The sequence below is a fragment of the Bradyrhizobium sp. sGM-13 genome, assembly GCF_018398875.1.
Taxonomy (GTDB): Bacteria; Pseudomonadota; Alphaproteobacteria; order Rhizobiales; family Xanthobacteraceae; genus Bradyrhizobium.
The window spans coordinates 1-21,072 of the sequence record NZ_JAGWDK010000018.1; the positions used below are offsets into that span (position 1 = coordinate 1).

Consider the following 21,072-nt stretch of genomic DNA (forward strand, 5'->3'; position numbering starts at 1 on the left):
GCGCTTTGGCAATGCCGTTGGGGTCGATGATCATGATCACGGCGCCATCGCCCAAAATGGTGTTGCCGGAGAACATGTCGATGTGCCGCAGCTTGGTCGACATCGGCTTGACCACGATTTCTTCGGTGTGGAACACGCCGTCGACCACGATGCCAAAGGTCTGGCTGCCGACCTGGGTGACCACGATGAAGCCGTTCTCCGGGTCGCTGGACGAGCCGTCGTCGATCTTGAGCAGCTTCTTCAGGTGCATCAGCGGCAACAGCTTGTTGCGCAACCGCAAGACCGCGGTGTCCTTGATGCGCTCGATGCGGTGTTCGGAGTTGGCGCGGGCGCGCACCAGCTCGACCACAGACAATTGCGGGATCGCAAAGCGGTCGCCGGCGGCTTCCACGATCAGCGCCGAGACGATCGCCAGGGTCAGCGGGATCTTGATGGTGACGGAAGAACCTTCGCCGGCCACGCTCTTGATGTCGATGGTGCCGCCGATCTGGTCGATATTGGTGCGCACCACGTCCATGCCCACCCCGCGGCCGGAGACCGAGGTGACCTGCGCGGCGGTGGAGAAGCCCGGCGCGAAGATGAACTTGTGGATCTGGGCTTCGGTCATCTTCTCCAGTTCGGCCTCGGTGACGAGGCCGTTCTGCAGCGCTTTGGCCTTGATCCGCTCGGTGTTCAGCCCGCGGCCATTATCGGCGATGCAGATGATGATGTGGCCGCCCTCGTGATAGGCGGAGAGCCGGATCGTGCCCTGCTCGCCCTTGCCGGCCGCGAGCCGCTCGGCCGGCGTCTCCAGGCCGTGGTCGGCGGAGTTGCGCACCATGTGCGTCAACGGATCCTTGATCAAATCGAGCACCTGGCGGTCGAGCTCGGTGTCGGCGCCGTGCATCTCGAGTTCGATCTGCTTGCCGAGTTCGCCCGAGAGGTCGCGCACGATGCGCGGCAGCTTCTGCCAGGCATTGCCGATCGGCTGCATCCGCGTCTTCATGACGCCTTCCTGCAGCTCGGCGGTGACGTTGGAGAGCCGCTGCAGCGGCACCTTGAACTCGGTGTCCTCGTTGCGGCGGGAGATTTCCAGAAGCTGGTTGCGGGTCAACACCAGCTCGGAGACCATGGTCATCAGATGTTCGAGGGTATCGACGTTGACGCGGATCGACTGGTTGGCGATCTTGTCGGCGACCTCGCCGTCGGCATCCATGGCGGCGGCGCGCTTGGCCGGTTTTGCCTTCGTTTCCTTCGCAGTTTCCTTGGCTTCCGGCGCCGGCGCAGCCTTGGCAACGGCAACAGGTGCCGGCGCAGCTTCGGTCTCGGTCTCGCGGAAGGCGCGCTCGAGGTCGTCGAGCGAGACTTCGCCCGGACGCAACGGGCGTTCCAGCACCTGTTCGACCAGCGTGCCCTTGGTCTTCGCGGGCGCTACCGGCGGCGCGGCCACCACGGGGATCGGCGCGGGCGCGGGTTCAGCCGCGGCTTCCGCATGGTGACCACCTTCGGCCATCGCATGCAGCTTCTCGATCAGGTCTTCGTCGGTGCCCTCGGGCTCGGTCTCGGTGGCTTCCAGACCTGCGAGGATCTCCTTGATGCGGTCGATGCTCGACAGGATCAGCGTCACGGCTTCGGCCTTGACCGGCATGCCGTCGCGGAATTTGCCCATCAAGGTCTCGCCGGCATGGGCGAGTGCTTCCAGTCGCGGCAGGCCTAGAAAGCCGCAGGTTCCCTTGATGGTGTGGACCAGGCGGAAGATGTTATCCAGGATCTTCGCGTCGCTCGGATCCTGCTCGAACCGCACCAACTGATTGTCGACCGTATCCAGGCTCTCGCTGGTTTCGGTCAGGAACTCCCGCAACAAATCATCCATGAAACTGGCCTTCGTACGCACCGGCACGCGACATCGACGCGCCTTACGGAACACGGCCAGCTTCTATGCAAAGCGTTTAATATTGGTTGAGCAAATGGAAAAGAACGGGATCAACAAAGAGATAAGACGGCAGAAATGAATTCTGCCGCCTGTTTTCAACCGTTGGTTAACCATGTCGGCGCGGTGGCGCGCTCAGGAAGCAGTAACGAGTACCTTGTCCCCGTCGGGCTCAAGCGTCACGCTCAGCCCGCAGGCCTGCGCCAACAGTCGCGTATAGTAAGGCTGCACTGCATGCGCGTCGACGGTCGCCGTCGAACTCGCGCTCACGAGATTGGCGATGTTCTGCGGCACGCGCGCGTTGAGGCCCGAAGACGTGACGCGAAAACCCATCGTCTCGCTGTCGCCGATCGGATCGATCGTCAGCGTGCCGCCGCGCGGGATCGTTTGCTGCGCGATGATCAGCATGTTCAACAGCAGCTTGACGCGGTTCTTCGGCAGCAACAGCCGCGGCAGATTCCAGGTGATGGTGATCTTGCCGTCCTCGATGTGGCCGCGTGCCATGGTCTGGGCGTCGCCGAGATCGATCTGCGCGCCCGCCGATCCTGCAGCGCCAAACGCCAGGCGGCAGAACTGCAACCGTGCGGAGGCGGTCTTGGCGCTCTTGCGGATCAGATCGAGCGCGAAATCGCGGTCTTCGGGCTTCGGGTTGTCGTCAAGCACCTCAAGCCCATTGACGATCGCGCCAACCGGGCTGATGAGATCGTGACAGACTCGCGAACACAACAGCGCCGCAAGTTCGAGGTTATCGGGAGCCGGACCGGGAGATGAAGTGCCAGACATCATGGGTTCCTGGAAAGCCGCCGGGTCGCAAATTGCTGGCGGACCGTTACGAATCACGCGTGCTTATCGGTTTGATACACTGCGCAGCCCCGTGCTGCCAGCAGGGGGCGGCAATGGTAAGGCAGGACGAACAGCAAATGGGCCGAGCTCATGAATGAGGCACGTCCGCCCGCGCTCGATCGCGAGGCCGCAGCGGTGCTGATCGAACCACTGACCGAGATCGTGATCCGGGCCGGCGCCGCCATCCTTGCCGTCGACCGTTCCGCCATGAAGGTCGACGGCAAGACCGATGGCTCGCCGGTAACGGAGGCAGATCTGGCGGCCGACCGAATAATCGCCGAGGGCCTTGCCCGGGTAGTGCCCGAAATACCCGCACTCTCGGAGGAGCGCGTCCAAACGTCCGCACTGCCCTATATGGAAAGCTTCTTCCTGATTGACCCGCTCGACGGCACCAAGGAATTCGTCGCCGGCCGCAACGAATTCACCGTCAACCTGGCGCTGGTGACTCAGGGGATTCCGCTGCTTGGCATTATCAGCGCACCTGCGCTCGGGCTGATCTGGCGCGGCATTGTCGGAGGTGGCGCGGAGCGGCTGACGCTCGGCAAGGGCAGGCCGCTCGTCGAGCCTATACGTACCCGCGCTTGCCCGCCGCAGGGCCAGCCATGGACCGTGGCGGTCAGCCGCTCGCATGGCGACGCCAGGACCGAAGCGTTTATTGCCGCAAGACCGGAGGCCGTACGGTGCGAGCTTGGCTCGGCGGTCAAATTGGGCCGGGTGGCCGAAGGCTCCGTCGACATCTATCCCCGGCTGTCGCCGGTCTCGGAATGGGACGTGGCCGCGGGCCATGCCGTCGTCGCGGCCGCCGGCGGCAAGATCACGGATTCAAGCGGCGCCGCCCTGCAATTTGGCACGGGACGGACGGGCTTCATCGTTCCGGAATTCATCGCCTGGGGCGATCCGAAGGCGGCGCCCTGAAGACGGAGCATATAGCCCGGGCTTCGGCGCAAGCTACTGCGCCAGCCCTCGCTCGAGCGCCGGCCATCGTGCGGTGGCTTCCTCGAGGAAACGTGCCGGCTCGGCGGCGAACGCATCGCGGTTGTCCTCGCGGCCGAACAAATAGAGCCGCTGGCCCGCAACCACCCAAAAGCGCGGGTTGCCTGGATAGGTTACCCCTCGCCCCAGATCGACCGGGTCATAGCCGCCGAACTGAGGCCCGTAAATTTCCGGATGCGCGACGAAAGAGGCGCGATTGCCCTCGTTGCGAAAACGCCAGACGGCGCCGGCTTCGCGAGCCTCGAAATCGGGTAAGCCCTCGACGGCCATGGATTCCGTAAAATAGGCAACGGGATCGAAGCCTCCGATGGCGAGTCCGGAATAGCGGTTCACCACCACCCGCTCGGTGGTCGCGGCGCGCGCGGCGAAATCAAGGCTAGCTACGCAAAAAAACCCTGCCAATAAGGCAAAAAGGGCCCTTTGGAGGCGCGAACCGTATCTTTCCTGCCGTTGTGCCGTCATAGTTGGTGCCGATAACATGCGAGTCGAGGGGACACTGGGCGCAACCTAGAGCCATGCTTGTTGGCGTCAGGTTAAGGCGGCGGCCAGAATTCGATGCCAGGGGTTCTTTCATGACGTTTGCTTCACGCCTTGCCGCGGTGACGTTCGCCGCGCTGATATGCTGGACCGTGCCAGCTTCTGCGCAGCAGCCGCAGCCGGGAGGGCCTTATCCGCCCCCACCGGGCGGGCCTTACCCGCCACCACAGCGGCAGCCGGGTCCCGAGACTTTCGGGCCCGAGGAGTTGGTGTCGGCCGGGCACAAGTTCTTCGGCAACGTCTCGCGCGGCCTCGCTTCGGTCATCGAACGGGCGGTGAGCCAATGGGGCTTGCCCAATGGCTATGTGCTCGGTGAGGAAGGCTCCGGCGCTTTTGTGGCGGGCCTGCGGTACGGCGAAGGCACGCTCTACACCAAGAATGCCGGCGACTTGCGTGTCTACTGGCAGGGGCCGTCGGTCGGCTTCGACTGGGGCGGCGACGGCGCGCGCACCATGACGCTGGTCTACAATCTGCCCGCCACCAACGCGATCTATCAGCGCTTCGTCGGCATCGACGGCTCCGCCTATATCGTCGGTGGCTTCGGCATGACCGCGCTGACCGCCAACAACATCGTGCTGGTGCCGATCCGTTCCGGCATCGGCTTAAGGCTCGGCGCCAATGTCGGCTATCTCAAATATACCCCGCGGGCGACCTGGAACCCATTCTAAGCCCAGCTTCAAGCATAGACTCCAAATCTCCCTGGATGGATTCAGGTTAACGCGGCATCGGGCTGGCGCAGGGTCGGGCTGGCGTGGCAATGTGATTAACGATTCCTTGTCTGTGTGGAGTAACCATCCATGATCGAGCCGATCATGTATCTGGCGATCGGTTTTTTGGTCTCGATGTTGTTCGGCCTGATGATCGTGCCGCTGGTGCATAACCGCGCGGTGCGGCTGACGACCCGGCGGCTGGAGGCGGCGACGCCGCTGTCGATGGCCGAAATCCAGGCCGACAAGGATCAGTTGCGCGCGGAATTCGCCATGTCGGCGCGGCGGCTCGAAATGAGCGTCGAGCAGCTCAAGAACAAGACCACCAGTCAACTCGCCGAACTCGGCAAGAAGAGCGATGCAATCAATCGCATGAAGATCGAGCTCGGCGAAAAGAACGCCACGATCTTTGCGCTCGAAGCGCGCGAGAAGGCGATGAAAGAGCAGCTACGCGCCACCGAAGAGGAATTCGCGGCCAAGACTGAACTGTTGCGCAATGCCGAGCAGGCGCTGACCGACAAGCAGGCCGAACTCGCCAGGATCAATCATGAATTGAACAACCGCTCGATGATGGCGGATAGCCGCCAGGTCGAGTTGGTCACGGTGCGCACGCAGATCGAGGAACTGAAGGGCCGCGTCGGCGACGCCGAGAAGGAATTTTCGGCAACCCAGGCCCGCCTCGCGCAGGAGCGCGCCGAGTCCGAGCACGCGACGCGCGAATTGGTGGAAGCGCGCAGCCGCGTCGAAAATTTGAGCCAGCGCGTCACCGATCTCGACCGGCAATTGATCGTGCAGGTCAAGGAAGCCGAGATGCTCGGCAACCGCGTCAACGACCTCGAAGCGCGGTTGGCGACGCAAGGCAAAATCCTGGCTGAGCGCGAATACGAGAACAATCAGCTCCGGCAGGCGAACGAAAACGCCGAACGCGCGGCGCGCGAACTGCGCGAGGAGATCGCAGGCATGAGCGGCGGCAAGTCGCCGACCGTGGAAAAATTGCGAGCTGAAAAGGCCGCGGTGGAAGAACAGCTCCGCATCGCCCGCGACGAGCGCGCCAAACTACAGCGCGACCTCAACGCGATGCAGCAGCAGGCCGAAAGCTCCTGGGCGACCGAGCGGATGGAAAACGCACTGCTCCGCGAGCGCATCAACGACATCGCGGCCGAAGTTGCAAAACTCGCGATGCAGCTCGAGGGACCGAATTCGGCGATCGAGGCCATGCTGGCCGCGGAACCGGCCGTGCCGGCCAAACCCGCCAACGACGTCGCCGGTGCCGCCCCCGCCATGGCGGAAGGCGGCGGGACGCTGGCCGAACGCATCCGCGCGCTACAGTCGCACGCTTCGCGGGCCCGCCAGCAGGGGGCGTAACTTCCCGCCTCTACGCGAAAACGCGAGGTCACGGCCCGACTGATCGCTTGACACTATGGGCTCGTCCTTCGTAAATCGCGGGCTCTGATGGGGCTCATTGTTCGCCCACACTTCCCGGACGCATAGCTCAGCGGGAGAGCGTTCCCTTCACACGGGAGAGGTCCAAGGTTCGATCCCTTGTGCGTCCACCATTCCAAAGCCCCGTAAATCGGGGCTTTTGCTTTTGGTACCCGCCTATTCGGCAGATAGCCGCGTCACCAGCGTGACGCGTGTAGGCGCATCGAAATCGACTACCTACTCGATGCGGGCTTTTTCTTTCAGGTCGCGGATGCGAATTTCGGCCTCTTCCTTCGAGGTCACGATTTCGGACTGATCGGGGACGCGGGCCTCGCGGCTGAGCCTCTTCAATTCCTCAAGCTGTTCATGCGTGGGCTTTTCGGTCATGGGCACCTCCTCTGACGGGGCAACCGTGTCAGGAACGTCCTGTTCCCCTCGAGAAGTCCGTTGCGGCCGCCACCAGGATGAGAGAGGCCAAACCGAGACGGCCTTACTCCGGCGCCCTCATGCCGGGCGAGCGGAGCCATTCGTTTAGCCGAGATGCGGCTTCCATCTGTCGCGCCCGCCGCAAGAGCAGTTCCCGGGCCATGCCGGGCTGTGCCTCCCTTGCCGCCTCTCTGAAGCGCTTGGCCTCTTCCGCCAGCCGCTCTTCGAAGGTCTTCTCATGCTTGATGCGCCGTCGTGTTGGCATGCCCGTGATCCTCGTTCACGAGGCCATTGAAATCCCGTGCCGGATCGCTGTCTGTCCGGCACCAGACTCATCGGGCAGGCTGCTTCTTTTCGCCAATAAGTCGCGGCCCGTAGTTTGCCCGTCTTGCCGGAACACGATTCTCGGGGCGTCGTAGTAGCGGCACTTTCCGGGAGCGACCCATGCTTACAACCCTTCTTGTGATGGCGGCCATTACCATCATCGCGGGCGCCGCGCTGATCGCTATTTCCGAACTCACCCGTGCACGCCACCCGCAAGCCGATCCGCCGCCGCGGCGCCGGGCGTTTTGAAGGCGCTCTCCGCGAGCGGAGCCTTTGCTGCAGGCCATCAGCAGAAAGGGCCCCAGCGGCGGCGCTGAGGTCCTTTCAGTCAATGTCGCATCGGGGATATGCGACACACGGTCCAATGCGGGTCGCAGATTTTCGTTCCTATCGCGCGATGGCGCCCGGGATCCAGTGCAGCCGCATTTAGCGCGGTGACGATCGCGTCGATAGCAAATCCGGCCAAATGCCAATCCCAATGAATTCAAGTGGCACCGATCGGGATCATCATATGAATCGAATTCAACTTATACCCATTTCAGGAAAGAGGTCGCTCAACGGCGACCTTTTCGTTTTAGCCAGCGCGGCTGCGTCAATTCTGGCACAACCGCGCTATCGGATTTCACAGGGGATTAAACCACCATTCAAGCAGCATGCGGGTTAACAACCGTGTACCCCCGTAACGAGCGTGCATGAATTCTGGTTGCGCGGCCGCCCGAGTTCGCATCGTATGCCATCCACGTATCGCCTTCGACATGTCGCTCTAGAACGAAAACGTGCCCACGCCGCGCAGCGACCATTCCAGGTGCAGGCGCTGTCCGTGGAAAGCGCAGCCAGTTGGATGCGAGATTTAGACCAGGCACGATCCGGCCGAAAACACGTACAGACGCGCCGCAGCCGCAGAACGAGCGGGGACAACCGGCCGGACGACCGCCGACCGTTTGGCCGCGATCGACACTCACGTCCGCCAATTCGCGACGATAACTCTGTGCGGTCGCTTGATGTGTATAAGAACTAATCCGCTCACGACGGGGCTGCGAAAACGAGAAGTCGCAGGGCATGGTCACATTGCATTCGGGTATCTGAGCGGTGCGAGAAGGACGGGCTTCCGAAGCGATAGACCCGGTTACAACAAGGATAGACGCAACAAGGATTTGTTTGAGCATGCAGGACTCCGATTTAAGCGGTCCTGCCCCGCAATCAGAAGCCAATAACAGTTTGGCGAAAATGCGTTTCGAGCAGCCGACAGTTCCATATGCTGAACCCCACCTAACCGCGCCTGAACGCTTGGTTCACAACGTGTTCATTCGCTTTGCCGTTAGTAATCGGCGGGAGGACCGGACATGGCAAACACGAACAACCGTTTCGATGCTGTAGGTGTTGTCGTCGATTGGATCGATGCCTGTAAGCAGCGGCGCCTCGATGCACTATTGGACCTGTATGACGATGCGGCCATTGTGGAATGCTGCGAGAGCGGCAGCTTCAACGGTCGATCAGAGATGGAACGATATTGGCGGCCGCGGCTCGCCAGGGCGGGAAACGACGCGTTCGCCATCGACGCATTGACGCCGGAGGAGGACGGCATTTCGCTGGATTATCGCGGTTACGACGGAAGGATCATGAGAACGCATTTCCGCTTCACGCGATCCGGCAAAATCCGGCTCACGGCGTGCGAACCCGTGAAATCCACCGCGTGGCGACGAACGATCGGCCATTGATGTGAGGGCCGCCCAAGGGGCGACCTTTTTCGTTCTGGGTTCAGGAAATCAAACTACGTGGTGCTACAGGCCGCCGCGCCGACGATGGTGCGTCCAGACAAGGAAGGCTTACTCGTGGCCGGCAGCGAGTGGCTCGCGCAGAGATAGCCTAAATCAGATCCCGAGCACCCAGATCGCCACGATGGTGCCTAGCGTCGCTAGCCCGCTGATGGTCCATCCGGTTGCATAGGAGATGTCGTCGTCGCTGGTGCCGCGCATTTCGTCGGCGCCTGTGGTTGCAGACCGCCACCGCATGGCATTGCTCCAAAAAGCCTGCCCGCAGGTGTAACGTGGGCCCGGGTTCCCGGTTCCACTCTATTTGGAGGCCGTCGGAGAGACGGCGCACGAATCTTCGATCAGACGAAGGAAAGCCGGCGCGCGTCGGCCGGTGCGACCTCATTTTCGTCGCCGACGATGATGGTGACCTTCCATCCCTCGCTGGCCCAGACGCGCGCTTTGGCGACCGCCACCAGCATGCTGCTCCGGTCCATCCTGACGGTCTCGTCCTTGCGTTCCGCCACGATCCTGTACGCCATGCCACATCCCCTACGCACGTAGAACTACTGGGGAACGATGTTCCGTTACCGCTTTGGCCGCAATTGGCCGACAATTTGTCCAATCGGGGGCATGGTTAAAGGCCTTGGGGACAATCTCGCCCTCTATTTCGCGGCGTTTCGCACCGCAAGCGCCGGTTTGGTCACGCCATCCAGCCCGGTCAGGATCAGGACGGTTAACAGCGCGTTCTGCGGGCCGTACCAGGCGTTGGTTGGCTTGTACCATTCGTTGCGCGAGTGCCAGTTGCCGCCCTCGCCGCCGCCGCCAATGGTGACGGCCGGGATGCCGAGCGACATCGCGATGTTGGAATCGGTGGAGGAACCCGCAAAGATCGGCCGCGGCCCCTTGGTGACGGCAGAGACCGCGCGCTGGGTTGCCTGCACGATCGGCGAATCCATCGCGACAATGCCCGCCGGCCGGTCGCCGATCAGTTTTGCCTCGACCGTCATCTTGTCGGATTTCCAGCGCGCGTTCTCATCCGCCACCGCTTCCTTCACGAGTTCGAGCAGCCGCGCCTCGAGCTTCAAGAGCTCTTCGGTCGAGTTCGAGCGCATGTCGACCGCCATCTTCGCTTCCGCGGCGATAGCGTTGACCGAGGTGCCGCCGGTGACGGTGCCGACGGTAAACGTGGTCTTGGGATCGATTGGGGTCTGCAGCTCGGAAATTTTCGCGATCGCCCGGCCCATCGCATGCGTCGCGCTCGGCAGTCCGAATTCCTGGAACGAGTGCCCGCCGGGGCCCTTGAAGGTGAACTCGTAGCGATGGCTGCCGGTCGCCTGGTTGACGACGCGCGTGATGCCGAGCCCGTCGATCGAGATGAAGCCGTCGATATCGGTGTGATCGCGGAACAGCGCCTTCACGCCGCGCAGATTGCCGAGCTCTTCCTCGCCGACAGTGCCGACGAACAGGATGTCGCCGACGGTCGCGATTCCGTTTTCGTTCATCACCTTGATCAACGACAGCAATGTCGCAAGGCCTCGTGAATCGTCGCCGATACCCGGCGCTACGATCGCGCCGTCCTTTTCCTTCACCGTGACGTCGGTGCCTTCGGGGAACACCGTGTCGAGATGCGCGGAAACCACGAGCTTGGGCCGGCCGCCGCCACTGCCCTTGCGTAGCGCGATCACATTGCCTTCGGCGTCGATCGACGCATTCTTGAAGCCGAGCTCCTGCATCCGCTTCTGAAAATATTCGGCACGGACTTTTTCCTTGAACGGCGGCGCCGGGATTTCGGTGATGCGCTTCTGCTCGGCAAAGGTCCGCTCGTTGTCAGCCTTGATGTCGTCGAGCGTCTTGGTGATTTTCGGGTCGGCCAGAATGGCTTCCAGATCGGGCGCGGAAGCTTGCGCGGCGGCCTGCTGCACCAGAGCGTGCTGTGCGACGGCGACAAATGCGATGGCCAGGATCGATCGACTGAGCGTCATCAAAAATCTCCCTTCGTGGGCTTCAGCCTGCGCTTAGACCTGCATCCTTCAGTTGCTGCGCGAACCAGCCGGACAGGGCCCGATCGAGAACGCCGCTGGTATAGACCTCCGACATCGCGACGTGGGTCTTGCCCAGCGTCAGCAGCACGCCGACCCAGTAGGCGAACCACAAATGCGGATCGGTCAGCGCGCGCAGCTTGTGCTGATCATGTTCGAGCGGTTGGTGATTGGCCGATTTGCGCACCTCGACCGCGAGCAGGTTGTTGGGAATGGCGCGCTGGTGCACCACGATGTCGGGATAGATGGATTTGGCGAGGTGATCGTCGGTCGAGACGGTGGATCCGTGCGGCAGCCGCAGCGTACGGTCGCCGAGTCGATCGTATTCGCAGTCGATCTCCCAGCCCGGGAAGTGCTTTTCGAACTGCACCGCCAGCCGGTGCGTCAGCGCGCGCTCGCCGACATCCCGCTCGAGCAGGAAAGTTTCGCGTGCATAGAACTCGTGCAGTGCGGCCACGACCTTGTTCAGCTCGGTCTGCATAACGCCTCCCAGGAAGGCGAGCGGTGACAGTCGCCCTACATCTGCACTTCGATCAACCGCGGCCCCGGTTCGGCGATGGCTTCCGCTAAGGCCTTGTTGAAGTCGTCGGCATTGGCGACCGCGCGGCCTGGCACGCCCATGCCCTTGGCAAGCGCCACAAAGTCGAGGTCGGGACGATCGATCTTGAGCATATCCTGCGCGCGCTGCCCCGGCTCGCCGGCGCCGACGCCGTCGAATTCGCCGCGCAGGATCTGGTAGATCTTATTGGCGAATACCATCGTGACGACGTTGAGGCCTTCGCGCGCCTGCGTCCACAGCGATTGCAGCGTGTACATCGCGCTGCCGTCGCCGACCATGCAGATCACCTTGCGGTCCGGGCATGCCACCGCGGCCCCGGTCGCGACCGGGGTCGAGAAGCCGATCGAGCCACCCATGTTCTGCAGCCAGTCGTGCGGGGCGGCGGCGGCCGTCGGCGGAAAGAAGCCGCGGCCGGTGGTGATGGATTCATCGACCACGATGGCGTTTTCCGGGATCGCCATCGCAATCGCCTGCGCAATCGAGGCGTGCGTCAGCGCACCGGTCGGTTTGGCGATTTCGACCATCTTTTGCGGCTGCCGGTCCTGCGGCTGCGCGTGCAGTGCGCCAGCCAGCGCTTCCAGCGCGGCAACGGAATTTTCGGCGCCCGTGGTCATGCGGTGCACTTCGCACCCTTGCGGCTTCAGCATGCTCGGCTTGTTCGGATAGGCGAAGAACGCCACGGGGTCGTTGGCCTCGACCAATACGATATTCTTAAAATCCTTCAGGATCGGCAGCGCTTGCTCGATCACGTAAGGGATGCGGTCGATCGCGAACCGGCCCCTGCCGCGCGCCATGCGTGGATTGTAGGTCTGGCCCATCACCTTGCAGCCGGTCTTGCCCGCGATCTGGGCAGCCAGCGCCAGCCCGTGCTCGGTCAGCGCGCTACCGGTCATCAGCAGCAGCGTCGACGCGCCGCCGTTGCGCAAAACCTTGGCGGCATTGTCGACGGCCTGCGCGGAATAATTGGCGCGCTGGCTTTCCACCGGCGCTAGCGCGATGCCGTCGGCCTCGTTCCAGGCAGTGTCGGCGGGCAGGATCAGCGTGGCAATCTGCGGCGGCGAACTCTTGGCGGCGGCGATCGCGGCCGCGCCATCGGCGGCCACGGATTTGGCATCCGGCGAGGTCCGTACCCAAGACGACATCGGCCGCGCCAGCCCTTCGATGTCTGACGTCAGCGGGGCGTTGTAACCGATATGGTAGGTCGCGTGCTGGCCGACGATGTTGACGATGCCGGAATTGGCCTTCTTGGCGTTATGCAGGTTGGCAAGACCGTTGGCGAGGCCGGGCCCGAGATGCAACAGCGTCGAGGCCGGCGTGCCCTTCATGCGGTAGTAGCCGTCGGCGGCCCCCGTCACCACACCCTCGAACAGGCCGAGCACGCAGCGCATCCCCTCGACCCGGTCCAGTGCGGCGACGAAATGCATCTCCGAGGTGCCGGGATTGGTGAAGCAGACGTCTACCCCGCCCGCGACCAATGTCCGCACCAGACTTTCCGCACCGTTCATGGCTTCGTTCCCCTTTGCGCTTCGTTTTTAGAGCCGCCGACGATCAAACATTGTTCGCGCGTTTCGTCAAAGGTTTAGCCGCACAATGCAGCCATCGCTCAGGGCATGTTGCCTTTTTTAACCGCGGTGTTTGAAAATGGCTGTGGTCACAGGCTCGTTGCTTGCACGATCGCCGCAATTATGGCCTGTCTCGACCTGCATATTCAGATTTTTTCGCGAGGGAGAAAAATGATCCGGGCTTTTGCTTTGCTGTTTGCAGCAATCACGATGCTGGTGGGGACCGGCCTAGCGCAGGCCCAAAATCTCTTTTTCTTTGAAGACTCGCGCGACATCATGGGCGGCGGCCCCGGTTTCTTCCGACCCGGCATGCCCAGCGGATCGAGTCCGATCCCACGCACGACCGTTTACTTTCCCGGCAATTACGCCCCCGGCACGATTCTCATCAGCACCGCCGAGCGCCGGCTCTATCTCGTGCTCGGCAACGGCCAGGCGATCCGCTACGGCATTGGCGTAGGCCGGGACGGCTTCCGCTGGAGCGGAACCCACCGCATCACCGCAAAGAAGGAATGGCCGAGTTGGACACCGCCGGCCCAAATGCTCAGGCGCCGGCCCGACTTGCCGCGCCACATGGCCGGCGGCATCGACAACCCGCTCGGCGCGCGGGCGATGTATCTGGGATCGACGCTGTACCGCATCCACGGCTCCAACGAGCCCGAGACGATCGGACAGGCGGTCTCATCCGGCTGCTTCCGCATGACCAATGAGGACGTGACCGATCTCTATAGCCGCGTCCGCATCGGCACGCCGGTCATCGTGAGGAACTAGGCCATAGCCATCCCGGAGTTGGGCGTCATGCGCGCAAGCGCGTGATCGAGCCTTTCAAGCCTTGCACGCACGCGCCAATTGCTGCAGCGTTGTTTGAATGCGCACACCCCGCCTACTCCTGTATGTACGGACGCTAGCGGCTGCTCTGTGCGCCGCGGCACTTGGCGAAGCCTTCACGCCGTACACCGCCTTCGCCGATATTCCCGCCATCGCGCAGCGTCAGCGCACCGAGAAAAAGATCTTCACCGACAGCGAGATCGTCGAAGGCTTTCTGAAAATCGCCTTCGGCGCCGAATATCATCTCGCCGGCCGCGTCGACCGCATCCGCAAATATGACAGGCCGGTGCGGGTGTTCGCCGACGGCACGCGCGCCGACCGCAAGGCGCAGCTTGCGAAGATCGTGGCCGACATCGCCGCGCATGTTCAGCACCTCGACATCGCCATGGTCGAAACCAGCGAAGACGCCAATGTGCAGGTCAAGCTGGTGCGCGACCGCGATCTCCAGCGCACGATTGCGACCTTCTACGGCAGCGAGCGGGCGCGCCAGATTCGCTCTTCGCTCGACCCGCAATGCCTGTCCGGCTTTCGCAAGAACGAGAAATTCGAAATCGAGCATTCCGACGTGATCCTCACCGTCGACAATGGCGACTTCGTCTTCTTCGACTGTGCCTATGAGGAATTGCTGCAGTCGCTCGGGCCGATCAACGATACCTCGACCGTGCCCTGGACCATGTTCAACGACAATGTGTCGAGGGGCTATTTCGATATCTACGATCAATACCTCCTCAACCTTCTCTACGATCCCCGGATCAAGCCCGGCATGACCGTTCAGGAGGTCAAGGCGCTGCTGCCGGACGTGCTGGCCGACGTGCGCACCTGGGTGCGAAAGGTCAATAACCTGCCGCAGTGACCGGCCGCGGGCCGATCCCATCGCGGCCCCCCAGATCGGGGCCATCCACCTTTTTTCAATGACAACGCCAAGTTTTATCGATGAAAGGTTGTGACTTGCAAGAGCAAATCCTGTCTAATGGGGGTCATGGGTGCTTGCTATAAGTCCTTCAAATGAACGACCTGCCGCGGATCCAGGCTTTGCGCTGTTTCATCACCGTGGCCCGCGAAGGCACGGTTTCGCGCGCGGCCACCCTGCTGCACCTCACCCAGCCTGCCGTCAGCCTGCAACTGAAGGGTCTGGAGGAGAGCACGGGCTTGCAGCTTTTCAACCGCACGCCGGGCGGCTTTACCCTGACAGAGGCAGGCGCCGCCCTGCTGCCGCTGGCGCATCGGACGGTCTCGGCGTCCGCAGATTTCAGGACAGCGGCGGATTCCTTGCGCGAATCGCTGCGGGGCACCCTGCGCGTCGGCACGATCCTTGATCCCGAGTCGATCCGGCTCGGTCCGTTCGTGCGAACCCTCGCCACCTCCTCGAAAAAGACCGAAGTCTTCCTTCGCTACGGCATGACCGAGAACATACTGGCGCAGATCGGCAGAGGCGAACTCGACGTGGGATACTATATCGATGCCACGCCCGCCGAATTCCTTACGTCAGGGATGCTGTCCGAACGCACCATCGACGATGGCAAGTTCCAGCTCATGGCGCTGGCGCGCTTCGACTACCGCGTGATCGCTCCGCGCGAATGGAGCGGTAAGGTACTCGGCAAGGGCTGGGCCGATCTCGCAGACCTACCCTGGATCGGAACGCCGCATGACTCGGCGCAGCGGAGGCTACTCGACGACGTGTTTCGGCCGATGGGCTCTTCGCCGAAGCGCGTCGCCTTCGCCGATCAGGAAGAAACCATGATTGACCTTGTCGAAGGCGGCAATGGCCTCGGCCTCGCTCGCGACAGCGTGCTCGACCGCGTCACGAGCAAACGGAATGTCGTGATTGCCGACAAGGTGGCGCTGACCTGCGATCTCGGTTTCGCCTGCCTAACGTCGCGGCGCCACGAGCCGATGATTGCACAAGCCTTCTCGGCCATGCAGGCGGTGTGGGATCTGAAGCCGGCCGGTGTAGCACCCGCACCGATCGAAGCGGCGAGATCACGGAAGAGCGCACGCAGGTAAGCCAGAGCGGGTCAGGATTTGCCGTCGCAGATCGATTTCAGCGATCGCCATTCCTCTGATGTCAACAGCGGCGGCCCGCTGGCCGGTGGGTCTTGCCGGCTCATCCGTGCCAGCCGGTCCTCGCTCAAGGGGTGAGTGGAGATGATGGAGAGGCCCTTGCCCTCTTTTCCAGTGACCCGAAGCAGCAATTCCCCGGTCGGCTTCGCCGGCCGGCCGAGCCGGTGCATGACGTCGATCGCAAAACTGTCAGCGTCGTTCTCGGCTTCGCGTGAATGCGACGACGTCACCAGCGTGCGCGAGCCGAAGATCAGCGCGCTCGAGCCCGTGATATCGCCGAACAACAATCCGATCAGGAACGAGGTGCCGCCGTTGTGAATCATTGCGCGCATGCTGTCGCGATGCTTCAGATGGCCGAGCTCATGAGCCAGCACGCCCGCAATCTCGTCGGCGTTCTCTGCCTTCGTCAATAATCCGTTGAACAGATAGACCTTGCCGCCCGGCAGCGCGAAGGCATTCGGCACCGAGCTCGACAACACACCCGACTGCACCGACGTGTCGAGGCCCGCGGATTCCCGAAGCGCAGTCATGAGTTTGGTGAAGGCCTTTTGCCCGGCGGCATTGTCGCACACCTTGGCATCGAACATCGTCTTGACCTGGCTGTCTGCGACATCGCCGAGCCGCCGTTCGAACGCTTCGGGCACCAGCGGCGTGAGGCGATCGGCCGCGAGCGGAAGTCCGAACAGCACCACGGCAACGATCGACACCGCGGCCGCGAGCGACCAGCCGACGATAGCGGCAACGCCACGGCGGCCGATCATGTGGTCATCGATGTTGGTGCAACGCGACACCAGCTCGTTGGCAAGCTCCTTGTCGCGAAGTTCAAGACGCGCCAGTGCAGGGGCGGTCAGGCAGCTCAGGCGCAGCATACCGGCCGGGCTGTCGGCGCGGCGGATGTCGGCGTAGGCCCACGCCGCCAGCGTTTGCTCGTCCTCGTCGATTTCGAGCCGGTCGGCAAGGCGGAGCGTCACCATGCGTCGCCGGCTCGACGTTCCGTCGAAATAGGCCACCGAACCGAGCGTGGTCGATTTTGCAGGCGTTGGTGTATCGCTATCCATGGCCATAAGAGCTCTTAAGCCTAGAAGCCGCCAACATCGAGGCCGTCGGCAAATCCTTCGCCCAGCGCGCTCGCCATTCCGCCGCGCGCCGAAACGTTGGCGGCTGTCTCGATACCGCTAACATTGATCGATCCGAGCACCCTGACCCAGAGATCACGCAACAGATAGACCCGGATCACGATATTCATCGCTAGCGCAAACACCAGGTAGCCGATGCCCGCGAGCACCAGAAGCGGAATGCTCTTCATGAATTCCTGCGACTTGAAGAACTCGCTGAATGCATCGCCGCTCATGCTGGCGACCAACACCGCCGCCAGCGCAAGGTAGGCCGAGAACACCAATCCGAGCACCACGATCCAGCCGATGACTTTCCAGTACAGGCCGATCAGAGCGCTCTTGGGCAAGGACGATTCCACACGCACTCCGCCGAACCGAATGCCCGAGAGCCACCAGCGCCATTCGATCGCCTTGAAGGCCCCGTAAATGAACGGGGCGAGCGGGAAGACGTAAAGCGCAATCGGCGTGAGCAGCCACAGCCACCAGCCGCGCTTGAAAAACTCCCAGCCGCGCCCCTCAAAACTGCCCTGCAGGTCGCCGTAGAAGGTGTGGCGCATCTTGTAGCGTTCGAGCGCGGCCGAGCGCCACGGCAGCGCCAGCCCGAGGGTCACCGCCGACAACAGGCCCCACAGCGATGCCTGCAAGGCATAGATCCAGCCCGAGCCGGTCATCCAGAACCGCAGGCCGCGCCACACCGTGCGCGTCAGCCGGTAACGGCGCGCGCGATAGATCGCGAACTGCCCGAACACGTAGAAGAACGCGACCAGCGGAATACTGGCAAACGCCTGGATATGCTCGGCCTCGAGGCCAACCAGAAAGTAGCCGAGATAGACCGGCACCAGGATCGCTAGCGCGACCAAAAATCCGATCAGCAATTCCTTGCCGCGGCCGGTATATTCTGCGGCGTCGCCATCGACATGGGTGTTGGCCCAGAGATGGCGGCGGATATCGGTGAGCAGCCAAAACCGGTAGAAGCCGAGGGTGACGAATTCCAGCCCCGCGCCGCGCTTGACCAGATCAAAGAATTCGCCGCGGCTGCCCGAAAACGCCACCGGCATCGGCGGCGGCACGGGCAAAGGCTGCGGAGGCGGCAACTGCGGCGGCCAGCTCATCTGATTCATGGTTCAACTCCAGCGCGAACGATGGGGATCAAACCACAGATTTGCCAGCCGTTGTGTGACCCAGGTCCCACACATGCATTGAAGCTTGCGGGTTTGACGCTGGGCCGAGCCGTCGCGCCACATTGGGATCACCTGCGCTGAGAGAGCCCATCCCGACCTTCTCCCCGTAAGAGCGGCGAGAAGGAGCAAGAGCTACGCCGTCTTTTCGAACAGCTCCCGCCCGATCAGCATGCGGCGGATTTCGCTGGTGCCGGCGCCGATCTCATAGAGTTTGGCGTCGCGCAACAGCCGCCCGGTCGGGTAGTCGTTGATGTAGCCGTTGCCGCCGAGGAGCTGGATGGCATCCAGCGCGCATTGCGTCGCCTTCTCGGCGGCGTAGAGGATCGCGCCAGCCGCATCCTCGCGCGTGGTCTCGCCGCGGTCGCAGGCCTTGGCCACCGCATACACATAGGCGCGCGAGGCGTTCATCGTAGTGTACATGTCGGCGATCTTGCCCTGCACTAGTTGAAAGCTGCCGATCGGCTCGCCGAACTGCTTGCGCTCGTGCACGTAAGGCAGCACCACATCCATGCAGGCCTGCATGATGCCGATCGGCCCCGCCGCCAGCACTGCGCGCTCGTAGTCGAGGCCGCTCATCAGCACGTTGACGCCACGGCCGACCTCGCTCAGCACGTTCTCTTCCGGCACCTCGCAATCCTCGAACAAGAGTTCGCAGGTGTCGGAGCCGCGCATACCGAGCTTGTCGAGTTTCTGCGCGGTGGAAAATCCCTTCATGCCCTTTTCGATGAGGAAGGCGGTGATGCCGCGCGGGCCGGCATTGGCATCGGTCTTGGCGTAGACCACCAGCGTGTCCGCCTCGGGGCCGTTGGTGATCCACATCTTGTTGCCGTTCAGCACGAAGCGGTCGCCCTTCTTTTCAGCCCGCGTCTTCATCGAGACCACGTCGCTGCCCGCGCCCGGCTCCGACATCGCGAGCGAGCCGACATGTTCGCCGGAAATCAGCTTCGGCAGATATTTGCGCTTCTGTGCATCACTGCCGTTGCGGCGGATCTGGTTGACGCAGAGGTTGGAATGCGCGCCATAGGACAGGCCGACGGAGGCGGACGCGCGCGACATTTCTTCCAGCGCGATGCAGTGTTCGAGATAGCCGAGGCCGGCGCCGCCATATTCCTCTTCCACCGTGATACCGTGCAGGCCGAGCGCGCCGATCCTGGGCCAGAGGTCGCGCGGGAACTGATTGCTGCGGTCGATCTCGGCGGCGCGCGGGGCGATCTCGTTCTGCGAAAATGAATGCACGGTCTCGCGAATGGCGTCCGCAGTCTCGCCAAGATCGAAGTTGAACATCCGATGGGCGTTGGGAATCATGGCCGCCTCCCGGCGAATTAAGCGTTGTTTCAAACAGACTTAGTACCCGGGCCTACACTTGTCACGCGGCGAAATACGCGCGCCGCCCAAGATCGAACAGGCACTGCGCTGCGGCCAAATGCGCCCAACTCGCCCTTGCGCCGGGGCACGGCTCGGGATGTAATAGGGTAAAACATGACCCGTCCGGCATGCTTCGCGCGGGGAATCAGGGAGAGCGGCTCATGCACGGAACCATCGATCTCGCCGGAGATTCTCATCTGCGCGCCGCGCGCGATGCGGCTCAATCCATGCCGCTGGCGGATTTCGATGTCGGCAATCCCGAACTGTTCCAGAACGACTCGTTCTGGCCGTATTTCGACCGGCTGCGCCGGGAAGAGCCGGTGCATTACTGCAAGGACAGCATGTTCGGGCCGTACTGGTCGATAACCAAGTACAACGACATCATGGACATCGAGACCAACCACGCGGTGTTCTCCTCGGCAGCGTCGCTGGGCGGCATCACCATTCGCGACGTCGCGCCGGACCTGCGCCGCGAAAGTTTCATCGCGATGGACCAGCCGCGCCACTCCGCACAGCGCAAGACGGTGGCGCCGATGTTCACGCCGACGCACCTGGACCAGCTAGCGATCAACATCCGCAAGCGTTCCGCCGAATGCCTCGACAACCTTCCGAAGAACGAAACCTTCGACTGGGTCGATCAGGTCTCGATCGAACTCACCACGCAGATGCTCGCCGTACTGTTCGACTTCCCCTGGGAAGATCGCCGCAAGCTGACGCGCTGGTCCGATATCGCAACCACGATTCCGCATCATGGCGGCCTAGTGGAGACCGAGGACCAGCGGCAGGCCGAGCTGCTGGAATGCGCGACCTATTTCGCAAGACTCTGGAAGGAGCGCATCAACCAGCCGCCGAAGAGCGATTTGTTGTCGATGATGGCACATAGCGATGCTACGCGCGACATGGACCCGAAGAACTTCCTCGGCAATCTGATCCTGCTGATCGTCGGCGGCAACGACACCACCCGCAACACGCTCTCGGGGAGCGTCTATGCGCTGAACAAGAATCCGGATCAGTACCGCAAGCTGCGCAACAACCCCGAGCTGATCGACAGCTTCGTCCCCGAAGTGATCCGCTGGCAGACGCCGCTGGCGCATATGCGCCGCACCGCGCTCGAAGACATCGAATTCCGAGGGCGTCAGATCAAGAAGGGCGACAAGCTCGTGATGTGGTACGTCTCGGGCAACCGCGACGAGGACGTGATCGAGCGTCCGTACGAGTTCATCATCGACCGCGCCCGTCCCCGCACCCACCTTTCCTTTGGTTTCGGCATCCACCGTTGCGTCGGGATCAGGCTGGCGGAATTGCAACTGAAGATTATCTGGGAAGAAATCCTCAAGCGGTACGATAATATTGAAGTGATCGGCGAACCGAAGCGGGTATATTCGAGTTTCGTCAAGGGCTACGAGACCCTGCCGGTCCGCATCGCTGCCTAGCCGCGCTCACGCTCATC

22 protein-coding genes and 1 tRNA gene are annotated in these 21,072 nt (G+C 62.6%); 10 read left to right on the forward strand and 13 right to left on the reverse strand.

Annotated elements, in window-relative coordinates:
• Window positions 1-1,852, reverse strand: a 1,852-nt coding sequence (locus KJQ96_RS24855) for a chemotaxis protein CheA (protein WP_213289049.1), incomplete at its 3' end; no start/stop codon positions are given.
• Between the two features lie 192 nt (window positions 1,853-2,044).
• The gene (gene chpT / locus KJQ96_RS24860) at window positions 2,045-2,692 is read right to left on the reverse strand and encodes a histidine phosphotransferase ChpT (protein ID WP_213289050.1); all 648 of its coding nucleotides are present in this window, start codon (window positions 2,690-2,692) and stop codon (window positions 2,045-2,047) included.
• 150 nt (window positions 2,693-2,842) lie between these two features.
• Here chpT and KJQ96_RS24865 point away from each other — a divergent pair, with 150 nt between their 5' ends.
• Window positions 2,843-3,667 carry a 3'(2'),5'-bisphosphate nucleotidase CysQ gene (locus KJQ96_RS24865; protein ID WP_213289051.1) on the forward strand — a complete coding sequence of 275 codons (825 nt, stop codon included), beginning with the start codon at window positions 2,843-2,845 and terminating at the stop codon, window positions 3,665-3,667.
• A 33-nt stretch (window positions 3,668-3,700) separates the two neighbouring features.
• Here KJQ96_RS24865 and KJQ96_RS24870 read toward each other — a convergent pair whose 3' ends face one another.
• Window positions 3,701-4,207 carry a YHS domain-containing (seleno)protein gene (locus KJQ96_RS24870; protein ID WP_213289052.1) on the reverse strand — a complete coding sequence of 169 codons (507 nt, stop codon included), beginning with the start codon at window positions 4,205-4,207 and terminating at the stop codon, window positions 3,701-3,703.
• Window positions 4,208-4,317: 110 nt separating this feature from the next.
• Here KJQ96_RS24870 and KJQ96_RS24875 point away from each other — a divergent pair, with 110 nt between their 5' ends.
• From KJQ96_RS24875 to KJQ96_RS24885, 3 genes are all read left to right on the forward strand, one after another.
• Window positions 4,318-4,950 carry a DUF1134 domain-containing protein gene (locus tag KJQ96_RS24875; RefSeq protein WP_213289053.1) on the forward strand — a complete coding sequence of 211 codons (633 nt, stop codon included), beginning with the start codon at window positions 4,318-4,320 and terminating at the stop codon, window positions 4,948-4,950.
• A 129-nt stretch (window positions 4,951-5,079) separates the two neighbouring features.
• On the forward strand, window positions 5,080-6,354 hold the full coding sequence (locus KJQ96_RS24880) for a hypothetical protein (RefSeq protein WP_213289054.1): 1,275 nt from the start codon (window positions 5,080-5,082) through the stop codon (window positions 6,352-6,354).
• Window positions 6,355-6,470: 116 nt separating this feature from the next.
• A tRNA-Val gene (locus KJQ96_RS24885) sits at window positions 6,471-6,545 on the forward strand.
• Between the two features lie 103 nt (window positions 6,546-6,648).
• Here KJQ96_RS24885 and KJQ96_RS24890 read toward each other — a convergent pair.
• The gene (locus tag KJQ96_RS24890; RefSeq protein ID WP_156908888.1) at window positions 6,649-6,798 is read right to left on the reverse strand and encodes a hypothetical protein; all 150 of its coding nucleotides are present in this window, start codon (window positions 6,796-6,798) and stop codon (window positions 6,649-6,651) included.
• A 103-nt stretch (window positions 6,799-6,901) separates the two neighbouring features.
• Complete coding sequence (locus tag KJQ96_RS24895) at window positions 6,902-7,102, reverse strand: hypothetical protein (RefSeq protein ID WP_028351264.1); 201 nt, start codon at window positions 7,100-7,102, stop codon at window positions 6,902-6,904.
• Between the two features lie 179 nt (window positions 7,103-7,281).
• Here KJQ96_RS24895 and KJQ96_RS41430 point away from each other — a divergent pair, with 179 nt between their 5' ends.
• Together KJQ96_RS41430 and KJQ96_RS24900 are read left to right on the forward strand one after the other, a co-directional pair.
• Window positions 7,282-7,410, forward strand: coding sequence for a hypothetical protein (locus KJQ96_RS41430; RefSeq protein ID WP_256441659.1), 129 nt, complete (start codon window positions 7,282-7,284; stop codon window positions 7,408-7,410).
• 1,094 nt (window positions 7,411-8,504) lie between these two features.
• Window positions 8,505-8,879, forward strand: coding sequence for a nuclear transport factor 2 family protein (locus KJQ96_RS24900; protein ID WP_213289055.1), 375 nt, complete (start codon window positions 8,505-8,507; stop codon window positions 8,877-8,879).
• A gap of 153 nt (window positions 8,880-9,032) precedes the next feature.
• Here the strand turns inward: KJQ96_RS24900 and KJQ96_RS24905 are convergent, their stop codons facing one another.
• The 5 genes from KJQ96_RS24905 to KJQ96_RS24925 all read right to left on the reverse strand — a co-directional run bounded on the left by KJQ96_RS24905 (window position 9,033) and on the right by KJQ96_RS24925 (window position 13,018).
• Window positions 9,033-9,173 carry a hypothetical protein gene (locus KJQ96_RS24905; protein ID WP_213289056.1) on the reverse strand — a complete coding sequence of 47 codons (141 nt, stop codon included), beginning with the start codon at window positions 9,171-9,173 and terminating at the stop codon, window positions 9,033-9,035.
• A 101-nt stretch (window positions 9,174-9,274) separates the two neighbouring features.
• A complete protein-coding gene (locus KJQ96_RS24910) occupies window positions 9,275-9,454 on the reverse strand; it encodes a hypothetical protein (protein WP_156433882.1) in 180 nt (59 codons plus the stop codon).
• 123 nt (window positions 9,455-9,577) lie between these two features.
• A complete protein-coding gene (locus tag KJQ96_RS24915; RefSeq protein ID WP_213289057.1) occupies window positions 9,578-10,897 on the reverse strand; it encodes a M20/M25/M40 family metallo-hydrolase in 1,320 nt (439 codons plus the stop codon).
• 22 nt (window positions 10,898-10,919) lie between these two features.
• Complete coding sequence (locus KJQ96_RS24920) at window positions 10,920-11,435, reverse strand: hypothetical protein (protein WP_213289058.1); 516 nt, start codon at window positions 11,433-11,435, stop codon at window positions 10,920-10,922.
• Window positions 11,436-11,470: 35 nt separating this feature from the next.
• Complete coding sequence (locus tag KJQ96_RS24925; protein ID WP_213289059.1) at window positions 11,471-13,018, reverse strand: acetolactate synthase large subunit; 1,548 nt, start codon at window positions 13,016-13,018, stop codon at window positions 11,471-11,473.
• A gap of 228 nt (window positions 13,019-13,246) precedes the next feature.
• Between KJQ96_RS24925 and KJQ96_RS24930 the strand changes: the two genes are divergently transcribed.
• The 3 genes from KJQ96_RS24930 (at window position 13,247) to KJQ96_RS24940 (ending at window position 15,904) form a co-directional block, all read left to right on the forward strand.
• On the forward strand, window positions 13,247-13,843 hold the full coding sequence (locus tag KJQ96_RS24930) for a L,D-transpeptidase (protein ID WP_213289060.1): 597 nt from the start codon (window positions 13,247-13,249) through the stop codon (window positions 13,841-13,843).
• A 97-nt stretch (window positions 13,844-13,940) separates the two neighbouring features.
• The gene (locus tag KJQ96_RS24935; protein WP_213289061.1) at window positions 13,941-14,753 is read left to right on the forward strand and encodes a DUF2927 domain-containing protein; all 813 of its coding nucleotides are present in this window, start codon (window positions 13,941-13,943) and stop codon (window positions 14,751-14,753) included.
• 152 nt (window positions 14,754-14,905) lie between these two features.
• Window positions 14,906-15,904 carry a LysR family transcriptional regulator gene (locus KJQ96_RS24940; protein WP_213289062.1) on the forward strand — a complete coding sequence of 333 codons (999 nt, stop codon included), beginning with the start codon at window positions 14,906-14,908 and terminating at the stop codon, window positions 15,902-15,904.
• An 11-nt stretch (window positions 15,905-15,915) separates the two neighbouring features.
• On the opposite strand, the gene KJQ96_RS24945 is transcribed toward KJQ96_RS24940, so the two are convergent.
• The 3 genes from KJQ96_RS24945 to KJQ96_RS24955 all read right to left on the reverse strand — a co-directional run bounded on the left by KJQ96_RS24945 (window position 15,916) and on the right by KJQ96_RS24955 (window position 19,562).
• Entirely contained in the window at window positions 15,916-17,019 is a 1,104-nt protein-coding gene (locus tag KJQ96_RS24945; protein WP_213289063.1) for a M48 family metallopeptidase, read from the reverse strand.
• 20 nt (window positions 17,020-17,039) lie between these two features.
• Window positions 17,040-18,197 carry a DUF898 family protein gene (locus tag KJQ96_RS24950; protein WP_213289064.1) on the reverse strand — a complete coding sequence of 386 codons (1,158 nt, stop codon included), beginning with the start codon at window positions 18,195-18,197 and terminating at the stop codon, window positions 17,040-17,042.
• A 192-nt stretch (window positions 18,198-18,389) separates the two neighbouring features.
• Window positions 18,390-19,562 carry an isovaleryl-CoA dehydrogenase gene (locus tag KJQ96_RS24955; RefSeq protein ID WP_213289065.1) on the reverse strand — a complete coding sequence of 391 codons (1,173 nt, stop codon included), beginning with the start codon at window positions 19,560-19,562 and terminating at the stop codon, window positions 18,390-18,392.
• 221 nt (window positions 19,563-19,783) lie between these two features.
• Here KJQ96_RS24955 and KJQ96_RS24960 point away from each other — a divergent pair, with 221 nt between their 5' ends.
• A complete protein-coding gene (locus KJQ96_RS24960; RefSeq protein WP_213289066.1) occupies window positions 19,784-21,055 on the forward strand; it encodes a cytochrome P450 in 1,272 nt (423 codons plus the stop codon).
• Window positions 21,056-21,072: the final 17 nt, after the last annotated feature.